The sequence below is a fragment of the Cutibacterium avidum 44067 genome, assembly GCF_000367205.1.
Lineage (GTDB): Bacteria > Actinomycetota > Actinomycetes > Propionibacteriales > Propionibacteriaceae > Cutibacterium > Cutibacterium avidum.
The window spans coordinates 1,114,786-1,132,372 of sequence record NC_021064.1; the positions used below are offsets into that span (position 1 = coordinate 1,114,786).

Annotated in this window: 12 protein-coding genes; 3 read left to right on the top strand and 9 right to left on the bottom strand. The window is 63.9% G+C overall.

The annotated features are described in order from the left end of the window. Window positions 1-11: 11 nt before the first annotated feature. The 8 genes from mltG to PALO_RS05140 all read right to left on the bottom strand — a co-directional run bounded on the left by mltG (window position 12) and on the right by PALO_RS05140 (window position 10,258). Window positions 12-1,121 (bottom strand): endolytic transglycosylase MltG, encoded by a 1,110-nt coding sequence (gene mltG, locus PALO_RS05105; RefSeq protein ID WP_015582684.1) that lies wholly within the window; start codon window positions 1,119-1,121, stop codon window positions 12-14. Next, window positions 1,118-1,561, bottom strand: coding sequence for a Holliday junction resolvase RuvX (gene ruvX / locus PALO_RS05110; RefSeq protein ID WP_171023470.1), 444 nt, complete (start codon window positions 1,559-1,561; stop codon window positions 1,118-1,120). Before ruvX ends, mltG begins: the two co-directional genes overlap by 4 nt. A 35-nt stretch (window positions 1,562-1,596) precedes the next feature. Continuing rightward, the gene (gene alaS / locus PALO_RS05115; RefSeq protein WP_015582685.1) at window positions 1,597-4,275 is read right to left on the bottom strand and encodes an alanine--tRNA ligase; all 2,679 of its coding nucleotides are present in this window, start codon (window positions 4,273-4,275) and stop codon (window positions 1,597-1,599) included. 172 nt (window positions 4,276-4,447) lie between these two features. After that, on the bottom strand, window positions 4,448-4,909 hold the full coding sequence (locus tag PALO_RS05120) for a DUF948 domain-containing protein (RefSeq protein WP_015582686.1): 462 nt from the start codon (window positions 4,907-4,909) through the stop codon (window positions 4,448-4,450). Next, window positions 4,906-6,297 (bottom strand): replication-associated recombination protein A, encoded by a 1,392-nt coding sequence (locus PALO_RS05125; protein WP_036910264.1) that lies wholly within the window; start codon window positions 6,295-6,297, stop codon window positions 4,906-4,908. Before PALO_RS05125 ends, PALO_RS05120 begins: the two co-directional genes overlap by 4 nt. 107 nt (window positions 6,298-6,404) lie before the next feature. Beyond that, entirely contained in the window at window positions 6,405-8,228 is a 1,824-nt protein-coding gene (gene aspS / locus PALO_RS05130) for an aspartate--tRNA ligase (RefSeq protein WP_015582688.1), read from the bottom strand. A gap of 182 nt (window positions 8,229-8,410) precedes the next feature. Then, window positions 8,411-9,481: a hypothetical protein gene (locus PALO_RS05135; RefSeq protein ID WP_015582689.1), complete on the bottom strand. Its 1,071-nt coding sequence runs from the start codon at window positions 9,479-9,481 to the stop codon at window positions 8,411-8,413. Window positions 9,482-9,604: 123 nt separating this feature from the next. Then, window positions 9,605-10,258: a TetR/AcrR family transcriptional regulator gene (locus PALO_RS05140; RefSeq protein WP_015582690.1), complete on the bottom strand. Its 654-nt coding sequence runs from the start codon at window positions 10,256-10,258 to the stop codon at window positions 9,605-9,607. An 85-nt stretch (window positions 10,259-10,343) separates the two neighbouring features. Between PALO_RS05140 and PALO_RS05145 the strand changes: the two genes are divergently transcribed. Genes PALO_RS05145 through PALO_RS05155 form a run of 3 tightly spaced genes read left to right on the top strand, consistent with a single transcriptional unit; the run spans window position 10,344 to window position 16,061 of the window. After that, complete coding sequence (locus PALO_RS05145) at window positions 10,344-14,777, top strand: acyl-CoA dehydratase activase-related protein (RefSeq protein ID WP_015582691.1); 4,434 nt, start codon at window positions 10,344-10,346, stop codon at window positions 14,775-14,777. 34 nt (window positions 14,778-14,811) lie between these two features. Beyond that, complete coding sequence (locus PALO_RS05150) at window positions 14,812-15,375, top strand: GNAT family N-acetyltransferase (RefSeq protein ID WP_036910359.1); 564 nt, start codon at window positions 14,812-14,814, stop codon at window positions 15,373-15,375. Continuing rightward, entirely contained in the window at window positions 15,369-16,061 is a 693-nt protein-coding gene (locus PALO_RS05155) for a DUF998 domain-containing protein (protein ID WP_015582693.1), read from the top strand. The genes PALO_RS05150 and PALO_RS05155 overlap by 7 nt, the downstream gene beginning before the upstream one ends. A 73-nt stretch (window positions 16,062-16,134) precedes the next feature. Here the strand turns inward: PALO_RS05155 and hisS are convergent, their stop codons facing one another. Beyond that, window positions 16,135-17,499 carry a histidine--tRNA ligase gene (gene hisS, locus PALO_RS05160; protein ID WP_004811330.1) on the bottom strand — a complete coding sequence of 455 codons (1,365 nt, stop codon included), beginning with the start codon at window positions 17,497-17,499 and terminating at the stop codon, window positions 16,135-16,137. Between the last annotated feature and the right edge of the window lie 88 nt (window positions 17,500-17,587).

Consider the following 17,587-nt stretch of genomic DNA (forward strand, 5'->3'; position numbering starts at 1 on the left):
ACTCCTCCCGATCAGCACTTACCCTTGTGGTCCTGACACCACGCCTGGAACTTCTTCACATTCTTCTCGTGATCGGCCAGGGTCTTGGCATAGGCCGTCGTCCCCTTGTCGGGATCCGTGACGACCCAGTACAGGTAGTCGCTCTTGATCGGGGTCACGGCCGCCTCCATCGACGCCGCACCAGGATTGTTGATGGGAGTCGGCGGGAGGCCGTTGTGCAGGTAGGTGTTGTAAGGAGAATCCTTGGCGCGCTGCTCGTCGGTCGTCGTCAGCTTTCCGTCGGCATGGTTGGCGTACAGTACCGTCGCATCCGACTCCACCTTCATACCCTGGTTGAGACGGTTGTAGATGATGCCGGCGACCATCCTCATGTCCTTGGGGTTCCTGGCCTCCTTCTCCAGGATGGAGGCGACGATGAGGGCATCATAGGGACTGCGCTTGATGGCCTGGGCCTGACCCATGAAGTTCATGGTGTTTACCTGTTTGACGAACTGGTTCGCCTGCATCTGCAGAATCTCCAGCGGCGTCGGGTTGGAACCCACCTCGTAGGTGTCAGGGAAGAGGAAACCCTCCGGACGGTCCTTGGCCCACACCGGCAGGCCAAGCTTCTTGGTCTGCTTGTACGCGACCTTGAAACTGTCGACGGGCATGGTGGTGCCCTTGGCCATGATGGCGAACTGTTCCTCGGTTGTCAGCCCCTCGGGAAGGGTGACGCGAGTGCGCTGGATGTTGTCCGGGTTGCCCAGGATGGAGACAGCCTTCGCCGCGCTCATGTGGGTCTTGAGCTTGTACTGGCCGGCCTGGATCGTGACGTCAGACTCCGACTCGCGAATGGCCTTGTTGTAGGCCTTCGTCGACTTGATGACGTCGTTGTCGAGCAGGATCGATCCGACCTCGCTCACCGACGCGCCCGAGGGCACACGCACCAGGACGTCCTTCTCACCGTCTCCGAGGTAGTCGTCGGCCGACTTGTACGAGATGTAGGCGTCATAGGTCTTGACACCGACGAAGACGCACCCACCAACGAGAACCGCCAAGGACAAGATGACCGCCACAGCACTGCGAAACTTGTACCAGAACTCCGCCTTGGGGTCATCCTGTTCGTCGAACGGTCCGCTCACGAATCCGTCCCTCCTGTCGTCGTCGCCGATCGGGCCGACCGGACTTGCTCCAACACGTGCTCCAGTATGGCCACCGCAGCCACCTGATCAATAACGCCACGCTGTTTGCGCGCGTCTCGCCCAGCATCGTGGAGAGCACGAGCGGCCGTACGTGTCGTCATCCTTTCATCGACCCAGCGCACCGGAATCGGACTGATGGCTTCGGCCAGCTGACGTCCAGCCTGCCGAACATCCCGCGCGGCGATCTGCTCGGTGCCGTCGAGGGCCACCGGGAGGCCCATGATGACCTCGACGGGCTCATACTCGGCGATGATCTCGGCTAGGCGCTGCACCGGACGATTCGCGGTCTGCACCGTTTCGACCGGGAAGGCAAGGATGGCATCACGGTCACTCGCGGCCACACCGATCCGGGCCTTCCCCCAGTCGACAGCGATCCTCACACCGCGTAGGGAGGTATCGGGACGCTCCTCGGAGTTCACAGCGCAGCCAACTCGGCGTTGATGGCACGAAGAGCGGCGTCGATACCAGAAGCATCGCTGCCGGCACCCTGAGCCATGTCGTCCTTGCCGCCACCGCGGCCACCGATCGGCCCCGTACCGGCCTTGATGAGGGCACCAGCCCTGGCTCCGGCGGCGCGAGCGGACTCAGTCGTCGCGACGATCATGGCGGGCTTGTCGTCTGTACCTCCGATGAGGGTGACGACCGCTGGGCGATCCTTGACGCGTACCCGGACCTCGGAGGCCAGGGTGCGCAGGTCGTTGCCAAGAACACCAGGCACCCTGGCCGCGATGAGGTCGAAGGATCCGGCCGGGGTGGCACCGGCGACGATGTCGTCAACCTGCCCCATGAGTTCGCGGGTGCGGGCGGCGGCCAGCTTGTGCTCAGCGTCCTTGAGGTCGGCAGCGAGCTTGGAGACGCGGTCAGCCAGCTGGTCGGGCTGCACCTTGAGGATGCCGGTGAGCTCGTTGACCAGGGCACGCTCGGCAGCCATGTGGCGGAAGGCATCGGTGGAGACCAGCGCCTCGACGCGGCGAGTCCCCGAACCGACCGATTGTTCGCCCAGCAGGCTCAGCATGCCGATACGACCGGTGGAGGCGACGTGAGTGCCACCGCACAACTCGCGGGACCATGGGCCGGCCAGTTCGACGACGCGCACGATCGGCGGGTACTTCTCGCCGAACATGGCCATGGCTCCCATGGCCTTGGCATCTTCAAGAGGCATCTGGGTGTCAGTGACCTCGAAATCGTCGTGGATGGCGACGTTGCAGCGCTCCTCGATCTCCTCCTTGAGGGATTCCGAGAGTCCCTTGGTAGCCGAGAAGTCGAAACGCAGGTAGCCGGGCTTGTTGTAGGAGCCGGCCTGGGTGGCCGACGGCCCGACCAGCTCGCGGAGGGCTGCGTGGATGACGTGGGTGGCGGTGTGGGCCTGGCAGGCCCCGAAACGGGTGGTCGGGTTGACCAGCGCGGTCACCTTGTCACCGACAGCGAGGTCTCCGTCGAGACGTACCTTGTGAACGATGAGGCCGGGAACCGGGCGCTGGACGTCCAGGACCTCGAGATCGAAGCCATTGGCGCGGATGATGCCGGAGTCGGAGTCCTGGCCACCCATCTCGGCGTAGAACGGGGTCTCGGCGAGCACGACCTCGACGACGGATCCGGACTCGGCAACCGTGACGGAGGCACCGTTGGCGATAATGCCAGTGACGGTGGTGTCGACGGTCAGATCCGTGTAACCGAGGAAGGGAGTCTCACCGAGGGCGCGCACCTGGGAGTAGGCCTCCGGGTCGGTGAGCAGGCCCTTCTTGGCCTTGGAGTCTGCCTTGGCACGGGCGCGCTGCTCGGCCATCAGGGCGGTGAACTTGTCACGGTCGACCTGCAGGCCCTGTTCGGCCGCCATCTCAAGGGTGAGGTCGATCGGGAAACCGTAGGTGTCGTGCAGCTGGAAGGCCTTGTCACCAGACAGGGTCTTGGAGCCCGCAGCCCTGGTATCTGCCACCGCGGCGTCGAGCATCGCGGTACCGGCGCTGAGGGTACGACGGAAGGTCTCCTCCTCGGCGGTGGCGGCCCCGATGACTCGATCCCACTGGGCGAGGACGTCCGGGAAGGAAGCAGACATGAGGTCGCGGGAGACCGGCAGCAGCTCAGGTAGCACCGGATCCTCCACACCGAGCAGACGCATGGCACGAACGACGCGACGCAGCAGACGACGAAGCACATAACCACGAGCCTCGTTGCCGGGGGTGACGCCGTCGGTCATGAGCATGAGGCCGGAACGGACGTGGTCGGCAACCACGCGCAGCCGGACGTCGTCGTCATGATTGGCGCCATAACGCTTGCCCGACATCTCCGAAGCCTTCTCGATGACGGGGAAGACCTGGTCAACCTCGTACATGTTGTCGACGCCCTGGAGCAGGTAAGCAATGCGCTCCAGACCAGCGCCGGTGTCAATGTTGAGGCTGCGCAGCGGGCCGGCGATGTCGAAATCTTCCTTGGCGCGAACCGCGGACAGATCCTCGGTCTCGAACACGAGGTTCCAGATCTCGAGGTAACGATCCTCATCGGCCTGCGGACCTCCGTCGGGGCCGTAAGCCGGACCACGGTCGATGTAGATCTCGGAGCACGGGCCGCCCGGACCGGGGACGCCCATGTGCCAGTAGTTGTCCTTGAGGGAACGGCCCTGGATGTGCTCATCGGGAACCCCGACGGCTCGCCAGGCCTCGCGCGCCTCGATGTCGCCCTCGGGGTAGTCCGGATGGAACCCCGGGCCGAGGATCGTCACCCAGATGCTGGCCGGGTCGAAGCCGAATCCACCCTGGTCGGCAGGCTTGGTGACGAGTTCCCAGGCGTACTGGATGGCCTCATTCTTGAAGTAGTCACCGAAGGAGAAATTGCCCAGCATTTGGAAGAAGGTGCCGTGGCGGGTGGTCTTGCCGACCTCGTCGATGTCGAGAGTGCGGACGCACTTCTGGATGCTGGTGGCGCGTTTCCACGGGGAAGGCTCGGTGCCCATGAGGTAGGGCTTGAACGGCACCATGCCGGCATTGACGAACAGCAGGGTGGGGTCGTTGTACAACAGCGAGGCGCTCGGCACCACTGCGTGACCCTTGTTCTCGAAGAAGTCGACGAAGCGCTGTCCGATCTCCGCTGTTCTCATGCCTGGTCCTTCTTGACGTGGTCGCTGGTTGTGGCCTGTGGGGGACGTCCTGACAGATTTCAGGACATACCGGGTCCCAACCCTACCCGGACGCGCGATAGGCCACATCTCAGCGCGCCGCGGAAAATGTCGAGCTGGGGAATCGTGGAGCGACGGGTGATCCGATTGTGGATCAGTTCTCGTCGTCGAGGTCCTCAGCTGATGACGCACCATGACTCACCTCGGCGAGAGCTGCCTCGTTCTCGACCTGGGAGGGATGGTTGCGACGCCTGGGACGACGAATCGTGCGTCGCACTCCCTCGCCAAAAGCAGCGGCCTTCACCATCGGCGTCCCGACCGTCTGGGTGAAGGTTTGAGCGAGTTCAGCAGCCTGACCGGTGACGACGGTGCCGTGTTCGGAAATGGTGTGAATGTCCTCGATGACCTGGTCAAGCTTCGAGATCTCACCATTGGTGATGACGACCGTTCCCTTGAGTTCTTCCAAGATCGGCACCGTCGACTCATCCACGTCGCGGACCGTCTTGCGCACCTCATCCAGAACGCCACCAAGTTTCAGCAGGGGAACGGCACACAGCGCGACGAGCACCACCGCCGCGAGGGCAGCGATGAGTCCGGCGATCTGACCCAGGGTCATGACTTCTTCTCCTCGGTGGTGTCTCGTCCGAGCAGCATCCGTATCTGGCTCAGACGTTGTGAGATGGCAGCCTCATTGCCGTGGTCGGTCGGGTGGTAGTACCGCGTCGAGGCGATGTCGTCAGGAAGATACTGCTGTTCTGCCACCCCGTGCGGGAAGTTGTGAGCGTAACGGTATCCGACCCCGTGACCGAGGTCGTGGGCGGATGAATAGTGCGCGTCACGCAAATGGGCCGGCACCTCTCCTCCCTTACCGGCGCGGACGTCGGCCAGTGCCCCGTCGATGGCGGTGATGACGGCGTTGGACTTCGGGGCGGTGGCTGCTGCAATGGTCGCCTGGGCCAGGTTGAGGCGGGCCTCGGGCATACCGATGAGTTGAACGGCCTGGGCTGCGGCGACACAGGTTTGCAGCACGCTCGGGGCGGCCATGCCGATGTCCTCGCTGGCCAAGATCACCAGACGGCGGCCGATGAACCGGGGATCCTCCCCCGCCTCGATCATCCGGGCCAGGTAGTGCATGGCGGCGTCGACGTCCGAACCACGTACCGACTTGATGAATGCACTGATGACGTCGTAGTGCTGATCACCGTCACGGTCGTACCGCACCGCAGCGCGATCCACGGCCGTCGAGACGATCTGACTGGTGATGGTGTCAGTTCCAGCCGTGCTCGCCCCGGCTGCGGCCTCCTCGAGATAGGTCAGGGCTCGTCGGGCGTCTCCCCCGGCCAGCTGCAGCAGGTCGGCTCGGGCATCGTCGTCAAGGGTGTAGAGCCCGTCCGACTCGGTGCGCAGACCGCGCGGATCACTCAGTGCACGGTCGATGAGGGAGGACACGTCAGCCTCGGTGAGGGGTTTCAGGGTCAGCAGCAGGGATCGGGACAGCAGCGGGGAGATGACCGAGAAGGATGGATTCTCCGTGGTGGCGGCGATGAGGGTCACGGTCCGGTTCTCAACTGCGGGCAGGAGCACATCCTGCTGGGCCTTGGAGAACCGGTGCACCTCGTCGACGAAGAGGACAGTCGGCCTTCCCAGCGCCAGCTGGCGACGAGCGATGTCGAGTTCCCGTCGGACGTCCTTGACTCCAGCGGTCACGGCCGAGATCTCCACGAACCGTCGGTTCGTGGCGTGGGACACCACAGAGGCAATCGTCGTCTTGCCGACCCCCGGAGGGCCCCACAGGAAGACGCTCATGGCCCCGGTGCCCTCGGCCAGCCGGCGCAACGGCGACCCTGGGGTTAACAGGTGTTGCTGACCGACGATCTCGTCAATCGTGCGGGGGCGCAGTCGAACGGCCAGTGGCGCGTCAGGGTTGGGAGTGTCCAAGGACCCGCCACTGGTCGCGTCCGGCTGGACCGGCCCGACATTGCCGAAGAGATCCTCACTCACCACGGCACCATATCGCCGCGCTGCGACACCCCGACGTCCAACGACGCTCGACATGAGGAATGGGCGGCGACCGTACGCATCGGTCGCCGCCCGCCGTCAGCTCGGAATCATCACTTCCTGGACTTCTCTGCGTCGTCCCTCTGCCCCTCGGGGGACTCGGCCTTCTTCTTCGGTTTGGCGTCCACCCCAGCCTCACGACGCTGAGCCGGGGTGATGGGAGCCGGAGCGGCCGTCAACGGGTCATAGCCGTTGCCGGTCTTCGGGAAGGCGATGACGTCCCGGATGGTCTCGAAGCTGCCGAGCAGCATGACCAGACGGTCCAGGCCGAAGGCGATGCCACCATGCGGCGGAGCACCGAACTTGAAGGCGTCAAGGAGGAAGCCGAACTTTTCCTGGGCTTCCTCCGGACCAATGCCCATGACGTTGAAGACGCGCTCCTGGACATCACGACGATGGATACGGATGGATCCGCCGCCGACCTCATTGCCATTGACGACGAAGTCGTAGGCATAGGCGAGGGCCGAACCCGGATCGGTGTCGAAGGTGTCCATGCACTCAGGGGTCGGGCTGGTGAAGGCGTGGTGGACAGCAGTCCAGGCACCGCCACCGACCGCGACGTCGCCAGAGGCCTCGGCCTCCTTGGTCGGCTTGAACAGCGGGGCGTCGACCACCCAGCAGAAGGCCCAGTCGGAGGGATCGAAGAGTTCACAACGACGGCCGATCTCCAGACGGGCCGCACCGAGCAGCTCCTGGGAGGAGGTCTTCGGTCCAGCGGCGAAGAAGATGGCGTCACCGGACTTGGCACCGACCTTCTCGGCGATACCGGCCTTCTCCTCCTCCGAGATGTTCTTGGCGACCGGACCGCCAGGCACACCCTCGTCGGAGATGGTGATGTAGGCCAGGCCCTTAGCGCCTCGGGTACGAGCCCACTCCTGCCAAGCGTCGAACTGGCGACGCGGCAGCGAGGCTCCACCAGGCATGACGACGGCGCCCACGTAGGGAGCCTGGAAGACGCGGAACGGGGTGTTGGCGAAGAAATCAGTGACCTCGGTGATCTCGTTGCCGAAACGAAGATCAGGCTTGTCGGAGCCGTAACGGTCCATGGCCTCGTGCCAGGTGATGCGCGGCAGCGGGGTCGGCATGTCGACGCCGATGATCTTCCAGCAGGCCGCCATGGTCTCCTCCGCCAGGGCGATGACGTCATCCTGGTCGACGAAGCTCATCTCGACGTCGAGCTGGGTGAACTCGGGCTGACGGTCAGCTCGGAAGTCCTCGTCGCGGTAGCAACGTGCGATCTGGTAGTAGCGCTCCATGCCCGACACCATGAGCAGCTGCTTGAACAGCTGGGGGCTCTGCGGCAGGGCGTACCAGCACCCGGGGGCAAGACGAGCCGGCACCAGGAAGTCACGGGCACCCTCAGGAGTGGAACGGGTCAGGGTCGGGGTCTCGATGTCATAGAAGTTGTGGCGGTCGAGAACCTCACGAATGGCGTGGGTTACCTTGGAGCGCAGCACCAGGGCCTCATGCTGACGTGGACGCCGCAGGTCCAGGTAGCGGTACTTGAGACGGGCGTCCTCACCGACGGTGACGTGCTCGTCGATCTGGAAGGGCAGCGGGGCCGAGGGGTTGAGAACCTCGAGCTCGGAGATGGCGACCTCGATCTCGCCGGTGGGAAGGTTCGGGTTGGCGTTGCCCTCCGGACGAGCCTCGACGACACCAGTCACCTTGATGCAGTACTCGTTGCGCAGATCATGGGCGCCGGAGGACTCCAGAATCTCGTCACGGATGACGACCTGGGCCAGACCGGATGCGTCGCGAAGATCAATGAAGGCGACGCCGCCATGGTCGCGTCGGTGCCCGACCCATCCGGCGAGAGTCACCTCCTTGCCGATGTCGCTGGCTCGCAGGCTTCCGGCGTCATGGGTTCGCAGCACGTTTTCATCCTTCCGTTGTTGCAGGCCACGTATAGACGGTACGGGCCGCGAGCCAGCATACCGGCGGCCACCTCAGCCGTCATCCGGGACGCACTGCCCGAGGGGGCACGCCCCCCGGCGAGACATGATTGAGCGCCGTGACGGTCGACCGTCACGGCGCTCAATCATGTCTCGACCAAGGATCAGGCCTCGATCTCGGGGAACCATTCCGCTATCTGCTTGCGGATGGCCTCGTTACCACCGGAACGCTCGTTGTTGGCGAGGATCCACTCGCGCAGCGAGCCACCGGCAGCGTCATTAATGGCGTTTCGGGCCGTCCCGGGATCGCGCAACACGTCCTTCAGCATCGACACCGCCTCGTCGGTGGTGCGGTAGAAGTAGGGGTAGTCCTCAGGAACGGTCTTGCGGGCCCAAGCGGCATCCGGGAAGACACCGACCGCACCAGCGACCAAGGCCTCGAGGTACTCGAAGCCATAGGCCTCATTCTTCGCAGTGGCGAGGAATGCCGTCATACGGGCCAGGGCCTCCCAGTATTCCTCGCGCTGACCGAACAGTGGGCCGACCGAGGCCCACTTGGGCGAGGACATCTTCATGGCCATGACGCTGGCGAGGTCGCGCTGGCTCAGACGAACCTCCATGCGCACGTCCATCTCGGAGGCGACGCGATTCATGACGTCGAGGAAGACCTTCGGCTGTTTGTTGTCGGTAAGGTGAATAGCCGGGTAAAGGACGGTCGGCACCTCGGGATCGACGTGCTCGCGGACGAGATCGTCACGGATACCAGGCTGAACCCAGGCGATCCGAGCCTGGTGGGCCAGCGGGGAGATCGTCCAGCGACGAACCAGCTCGGTCACCTCGCCGGCGGTGCGCTCACCGGAGCACAGGGTCGGGAAGAGGGCGTAGGCCAGGCCCATGGCCGCGAAGTTCACCTTGTGGTGGTAGTGGGACGGGGGCAGCCACTGCAGGTTGAGGATCTTCGGCTCAGCACCCTCACGGTGCATCGTCTGGAAGACGCCGACCGAGTCGATGACGTCGAGGTTGATGACGAGGGTCTCCAGCGGGTCAAGGCTGGACAGCGTCTTGGCCTCGAAACCGTCACACTGCCGATCCTCGTGGTCGACGACGACGGCTCCCGGGTACATCTTGAGGAGTCGCTCGACCAGCGCGGTTCCGCCTCCTCGTCCGACAAGTCGACCCTGGTCGTCAACGATGGGGTCACCATCGAGGAAACCCATCTTGATTGCGATGGTCATTGGTCATCTCCCGTTATCCGTGGGCGGAGGCGCGACCGTGCGCCAGGTTCATGGGTATCACCCTATCGCCGGACGTGGCACTCCGGTGGGCGAACTGAACGCCCTGAGGGCGAAAAGGATGTGTCATTCCCTGGGAACCGAACCCGTCAGGGTCTTCTGCAGGGTCGGAGCCTCTCGAGCAATGAGTTCCGAGGCGGAGAGGTCTGCCAGGGATCGCAGCCCGACGACATAACGGGCCGTGAAGATTCCCAACAACTGCGAGAGCCCCAGCGAGGCCCGGATCCCTGCCTCCTCCTCCCCGAACCGGGGCACCAAGAGCTCGACGACGGGCGCCAGGATCTGATCGGTGTAGAACTCGCTCACCATGTCGAAGGCGTCAGGCTGGGTGAGGAGCGCCTGAACCACCCCCTGCATCTGCGGATCCGGTCCGCCCAGGCCAAGATGACCGTCCCAGGCATCGATGAAGGCCTTGACCAGTGCTTCGCCCAGGTGATCCGGGTCTGTGCCGGAACAGACGTCAGCAACGATCCGGTGTGGTCCGTTCGGCAGGGACATCGCCTCGTTGTAGAGAGCCTGCTTGGATCCGAAGTAGTAGCTCACCAGCGAGGTGTCCACCCCGGCTTCACGAGCAATGGCCCGCAGGCTCACCGACTGATAATCACCAGCCAGGAACAGGGCCCTGGCGGCCGCCAGAATCGACGCTCGTGCTGCCCCGGCCTCGCCTCGCGGGCCGCGGCGAGGCGCTCGGGTGCACTGTGACTGACTCGGGACAGACATGGCACGACCGTACTCCCCCGAGAATCTCTCGAGAAAGGGAACCCCACTTGCTGCGAAGAGATTTCCACGGTGATGAAATGGGGACATGGACGCACATCGTGGCAATGCGATCGCACTGGACGACCAGGACCTTCGGATGGGGCTGGACGTCGGATCGACGACGATCAAGGCCGTCGTCCTGGACCCTGACGAGAACATCCTCTTCGAGGACTACAGACGCCACCATGCCGATATCACCGGAGCCATGGCGTCCCTGCTCGGCGACGCCGCCGATGCCCTCCCCGGTGCCAAGGTGCGCGCCGCCGTCACCGGATCGGCAGGCCTGGGAACCGCCGACGCTCTGGACCTCACATTCATCCAGGAGGTCATGGCCGAGACTGCGGCCGTCCAGCATTGGAACCCTGACGCTGACGTCCTCCTGGAACTTGGCGGCGAGGACGCCAAGATCACCTACCTCAAGCCAGTCCCGGAGCAGCGCATGAATGGTTCGTGCGCCGGTGGTACGGGTGCCTTCATCGACCAGATGGCCACCCTGCTCCACACTGACGCCCCGGGCCTCAACGACTTGGCATCACGGGCCGAGACCATCCATCCCATCGCCTCACGCTGTGGGGTGTTCGCCAAGTCTGACCTCCAGCCCCTCATCAACGAAGGTGCGCGTCATGAGGACCTCGCTGCGTCGGTCATGCAAGCCGTCGCCACCCAGTGCATCGCCGGCCTGGCCTGTGGACGTCCGATCCGTGGCAAGGTCATCTTCCTCGGTGGTCCGTTGCACTTCATGCCGACTCTGCGGGACGCCTTCGCACGAGTTCTCGAAGGCAAGGTCGACGAGTACATCACCCCGGAGCGTGCCCAGCTCTACGTGGCCATGGGGGCTGCCCTGACGTCCGCCTCGGAGCCGGTCGACCTCGCCGAGACTGCTGAGCGTTCCCGTCACGCCCGCACCCAGAACGGCATCTCCCAGTCGATGCCGCCACTGTTCAGGAATAAGGAGGAGCTGGCCGAGTTCACCAAGCGTCACTCCCAGGCCAAACTCCCCCATCTGCCACTGCATGACGCTCGCGGCAACCTCTTCCTCGGTATTGACGCCGGTTCGACGACAATCAAGTCGGTGCTGCTTGACGAGTCCCTCAACATCGTCGCCTCCCATTACGCCTCCAACGAGGGCGACCCGGTGAGCGCAGCAGTGCAGATCCTCGCCGATCTCTACGACACCATGCCCACCGAAGCCACCATTGCCCGCACCTGCACCACCGGCTACGGCGAAGGCCTCGTCAAGGCTGCATTGGGTGCCGAGGACGGTGAGGTCGAGACAATGGCCCATTATCGGGCCGCCGATCATCTGCTTCCCGGAGTCACGGCGATCATCGACATCGGCGGCCAGGACATGAAGTACCTGCGGGTCGTCGACCAAGTCATCGACTCCATCTCCGTGAACGAGGCGTGCTCGTCCGGGTGTGGGTCCTTCCTCCAGACCTTCGCCGCCGGCATGGACACCGACATCCAGTCCTTCGCCGACATGAGCCTGATGGCTCAGCATCCGGTCGACCTGGGCAGCCGTTGCACCGTCTTCATGAACTCCTCGGTCAAGCAGGCCCAGAAGGAGGGAGCCTCCCCTGCCGACATTGCTGCCGGGCTGTCTTACTCCGTCGTCCGCAACGCTCTGTACAAGGTCATCAAGTTGACCGATCCGTCCCAGCTGGGTGACAAGGTTGTCGTCCAAGGCGGCACCTTCCTCAACAACGCCGTGCTGCGAGCCTTCGAGAAACTCACCGGCCGTGAGGTCGTCCGTCCTGCCGAGGCCGGACTCATGGGTGCCTACGGCGCTGCACTGACGGCCCGTGCCCGCTTCCATGCTGGCGAGCCCACCACCTCTGACGGTCTGCGAGATCGCGCCGAACTGGACGGGTTCGCCGTCGAGACCCACCGCGATGACTGCACCCTGTGCCAGAACCACTGCCAGCGCACCATCGCCACCTTCTCGGACGGACGCGTCTTCGTCTCCGGCAACCGCTGCGACCGCGGCGCCGAGGTGGACAACCGCAAGATGGCCAAGCTCCCGAAGTCTGAGCTGCCCAATGTCTTCGAGGCGAAGTACAAGAGGCTGTTCAGCTACCGGCGCCTCACCGCAAAGAAGGCCTTTCGTGGCGACCTGGGCCTGCCTCGTGCCCTCAACATGTACGAGAACTACCCGTTCTGGTTCACGACCCTCTCAGCCCTGGGCTACCGCGTCATGATCTCGGGCCGTTCTTCCCACGCCCTGTTCGAAAAGGGCATGGAGTCCATCGCCAGCGAGAACATTTGCTACCCCGCCAAGCTCAACAACGGTCACGTGGAAGATCTCGTTGAGCGTGGCGTCAAGCGGATCTTCGACCCCTGCATCCGTTTCGAGCAGGTCAGCGTGGCCGATGCCGACGCCCACTTCAACTGCCCGGTCGTCGCCTCCTATCCCGAGGTCATCCGAGCAAATGTCGAGAGCCTGCGCGAGAAGGACGTCGAACTCATCTCTCCATTCCTCTCCCTGGCCAACCCGGACAAACTCGCCGAGCGGCTGGCCGAAACCTTCGCTGAGGACGGGGTGACCGTCGAGGAGGCCCATCAGGCGGTTGCCAAGGGGCTCGAGGAGGACAAGGCCTTTCGCGACGACGTCCGCAAGATGGGCGAGGACGCCTTGGCCTACATGGCTGAGCACAACGTTCCCGGCATCGTGCTGGCAGGACGCCCCTATCACGTCGATCCCGAGATTCACCACGGCATTCCCGAGATGGTGAACTCCCTGGGCATGGCGGTCCTCACTGAGGACTCCGTGGCCCATCTTGGGTCTGACCTGCTAGAGCGTCCGCTGCGTGTGCGTGACCAGTGGATGTTCCATTCCCGCCTCTACCAGGCAGCCGCCTTCGTGGGTTCCCGCCCCGATCTCGAGCTCGTCCAGCTCAACTCCTTCGGCTGCGGACTGGACGCCATCACCACCGACCAGGTGCGCGAGATCCTGGCAGCGCGTGACCGCATCTATACCACTCTCAAGATTGACGAGGTGTCAAACCTGGGCGCGGCCCGTATTCGGATGCGCTCCCTGCAGGCCGCGACGAAGGAACGCGCCCGCCACGATCGCAAGCTGGTGACCCATCCGCTTTCCGACGACCGAGTCCTCTTCACCAAGGACATGAAGGCGACCCACACCATCCTGGTGCCCCAGCTCGCCCCGTACCAGACCTCGGTCGCGGAGGCAGCTCTGCGCGCCTCCGGTTACAACGTCGAGGTGTTGGAGCAAGCTTCCAGGGAGAACATCGACTTCGGCCTGTCGGTGGTCAACAACGATGCCTGTTTCCCCGCCATCGTCGTCATTGGTCAGCTCGTCTCGGCATTGAAGTCGGGCAAATACGACTTGGACCACACCACCCTCTTCCTCACCCAGACCGGTGGCATGTGCCGTGCCACCAACTACATTGGTCTACTGCGCAAGGCCCTCAAGGACGCCGGATTCGGAAGCATCCCGGTCATCGCGGCTTCCCTGCAGGGTGTCGAGGACAACCCGGGCTTCTCCCTCACCGTTCCCCTGATTCACCGCATGGTTCAGGCCATCACGATCGGGGACCTGCTGCAGAAGGTCCACCTGCGCACTCGTCCTTACGAGGCGGTTCCGGGCGCGGCTGACGAGCTCATGCACCACTGGACGACCATCGCGCGGGAGCACTTCCTGGACGGCGGGCACTCCAAAACCTGGGGACGGCGCACCTCCTACAAGGCGATCATCAACGGCATCGTCGACGATTTCGAGCATCTTGAGCTCATTGACGGCCCACGCAAGCCTCGTGTCGGCGTCCTCGGCGAGATCTTGGTGCAGTTCCACCCGGACGCCAACAACCACATCGTCGACACCATCGAATCCGAGGACTGCGAGGCCGTCCTGCCGGGGCTCATGTGGTTCGTCTACAACTGTTTGTCCGCAGGCGACTACAACTACAAGACCTTCGGTACTGACAAGTGGAGCCGTCACCTCAAGAAGGCGTTCCGCGGTTTGCTCATGCAGTACCAGAAGCCGGTGACCGCAGCGTTGAAGAAGTCCACCCGGTTCGAGGTTCCGACCCCGATCACCGATCTCATGGAGGACGCCCAACGCATCGTTCAACTCGGCAACCAGGCTGGCGAGGGTTGGTACCTCGTCGGTGAGATGGTCGACATGATCCGCGAAGGTGTGGCGAACATCGCCGTCGTCCAGCCGTTCGCCTGCCTACCGAACCACGTCACCGGACGAGGGATCTTCCGTGAGATCCGCCGTCAGTTCCCGCACGCCAATGTGGTGTCGGTCGACTACGACCCCGGCGCATCCCAGGTCAACCAGCTCAACCGCATCAAGCTCATGGCTGCCACCGCGCGCGATCGCAACGACTCGGAAGAGCTCGACGCCAACGAGGCCATACGGCCGGAGTCAGACGAGCAGATCCCGACCTCTCCCCAGACGGCATCACGCCCAGACCTCAACGGAACGCCTGTGATGGAGCTGTCACTGCACGTGTAATTGGCCTTTGGGAACCGGTGATATCGTCACCGGCATGGAATTGACTGGCACCCGTCGGCTACGGACGGATCGCCTAGTACTTCGCCGGTTGACCGTCGACGATGCCCAGCAGATGTACGACAACTGGGCCAGCGACCCGGAGGTCACACAGTTCCTCAGGTGGCCCGCCCATTCCAGCGTGGATGTGAGCCGGGCCATCGTCGGTGCCTGGGTCGATTCCTACGATGATCCAGGAACCTTCAACTGGGGTATTGAGCTGATCGAGGACGGGACCCTCATCGGACAGACCTCGGTCGTCGAACAGGATCTCAGCGTCGGCCTGGTCAATGTCGGCTATGTCGTCGGACGGCGCTGGTGGGGCAGGGGTTACTGCACCGAGGCGCTGGTCGCAGTGACGGGTTATCTCTTCGCCGTCGCACAGGTCAACAAGGTGGAGGCCAATCACGACCCGGCCAATGTCGCCTCGGGACGAGTCATGGAGAAGGCCGGCATGGTGACCGAGGGTCTGCGTCGAGCCTCCTGCCTCAGCGGGTCAACGATCCGCGACCAGATCTACCACGGCATACTGCGCAGCGAGTGGGAAGGCCGTCAGTGCTGAATCCTCATCGTGAAGCGACGTGTCGACGGTGGCGCGCAACCTTCCTCATCTTCGCATCACTGGCCTCCCTGACCTGGGCATTCGCAGGCATTCTCAACCCCGCGATGAGCCAGCTGCATGCTTTCGTATCGGAGTACTCCGCCCGTGACCAGCCATGGCGTTACCTCTTCCAGACCACCGACGTCATCATGGGGACCTCCCTGTGTCTGGCAGGCCTGGCCACTCTCGCCTGGGCTGGTCATCGCCCCCTTGGCCGCCAGGGGTGGTCGGGCATTGGATTCGTGGCTGGCGGGCTCTTCAGTGTTCTTGACGCCTTAGTGACGATGGACTGCTCCCCTACTCGTTCCAATGCCTGTCTAGCTGCCGAGGAGGCCGGTCACGTCAGCCCGAGCCACTTCGTCCACGTCGGGACCTCGACGATCGTCGTCATCGGTTTTGCCCTCCCGATCCTGTTGCTCAACTCCACCATGACGAGGTTCCGCACCTTCGGTCTGGTGGTGGCATGGGCGTGGATCGTGTTCACCCTGCTCAACGGCATCGGGGCCATGGACTGGTTCGATGGCACCCCGATGGATTACACCGGGATCTGGCAGCGTTTCAGCTTGGCCCTGGGCGCCCTGTGGTGGCTGACGTTGGCCGCCGACGACGTCATCACCTCCCGTGCTCAGCGACGCCCAGTTTGCTGAGGTATGAAGGAGGGCTCCCGGAGGTTACCGGGAGCCCTATTCCTCGTAGGTGTCGTCCTTCGGCCGGCCGCACTCACCACGAGCCGACGACGCCGGGATGAAGATCCTCGGCAGGCGGGTTCCAACTCGCGGCGTCAGCCTCGACCTGGTCACCGGAGCGGATGTCCTTGACGGTGTCGGGGTCTCGGTGGTCGCTGTGCTGAGCGCCCGGGAACCACACGTAGGGGATCCCGCGACGATCAGCATGCTTGATCTGCTTGCCGAACTTGTCGGCCTTGGGGGCCACCTCGCAGGGGATGCCGCGGGAGCGCATCGCGTGGGCGACGGCCTCCGAGCTGACACGATCCTCCTCGGTGTTGACGGCCACGAGGACCGCCGAGGGAACCGAACGAGAAGACGTCAGCTCCCCTCGGGAGATGATCGGGGCCAGCAAGCGGGTCAGGCCGAGCGAGATTCCCACGCCCGGGTAGACGTGTTTGCCGTCGGAGGCCAGGGACTCGTAACGGCCACCCGAGCACACCGAACCCATCGACTCATGGCCGGTCAGTTCGGTCTCGTAGACGGTGCCGGTGTAATAGTCCAGGCCGCGGGCGATCTTGAGGTTGGCAACCATGCGTCCGGGGACGACCTTGTTGACGGCAGTGACGACTCGGTTGAGGGAATCCAGGCCCTCTTCGAGCATGTCGTTGGACACCCCGAGTTCGCGCACCTTGCCGATGAAGGAGTCGTCGGCAGACTGGATGGAGGCCAGGGCGACACACTTGCCGGCGACGTCGTCAGACAGGCCCAGCTCGTCAGTGAGAAGCTCACGCACCGCGTCCGGGCCGATCTTGTCGTACTTGTCGACCCGCTGCAGAACGGCCATGTGGTCCTCGATGCCCAGCCCGCGGTAGAACCCCTCGGAGAGCTTGCGGTTGTTGACGTGCATGGTGACGGTCGGGAAGCCCAGCTCAGTGTGCAGGCGCTCAAGGGCCGACAGCATCACCAGCGGGGTCTCGATGTCGTGGTGCTCGGCCAGGGTCTGGTCGCCGACGATGTCGATGTCAGCCTGGGTGAACTCGCGGTAGCGGCCCTCCTGAGGACGTTCACCACGCCACACCTTCTGGATCTGGTGGCGACGGAACGGGAAGTGCAGGTGGCCGGCGTTCTCCAACACGTAGCGGGCGAAGGGAACGGTGAGGTCGAAGTGCAGGCCCAGACGGTCCTTCTCGGACCGCGAGTCATGAGGGTCAGCGTGCAGTCGATCGACGACGTAGACCTCCTTGTCGATCTCTCCCTTGCGGGTGAGTTGCTCCATGGGCTCGACGGCACGGGTGTGGATCGGCGCGAAACCATGAAGCTCGAAGGTCTCCTCAAGGATCCGGGTCACATGGTTCTCCACCATCTGTCCTGAGGGCAGGAATTCGGGAAAACCGGACAAGGGCTTGAGACGGGCCATGGAAGGAATCCTTCGAAGAGTTGGGTATCTGGGCGGGTTACCCCGCAGGAGTCATTCTGCCAGCCCGAGAGCAATCGGGCTCATTCGC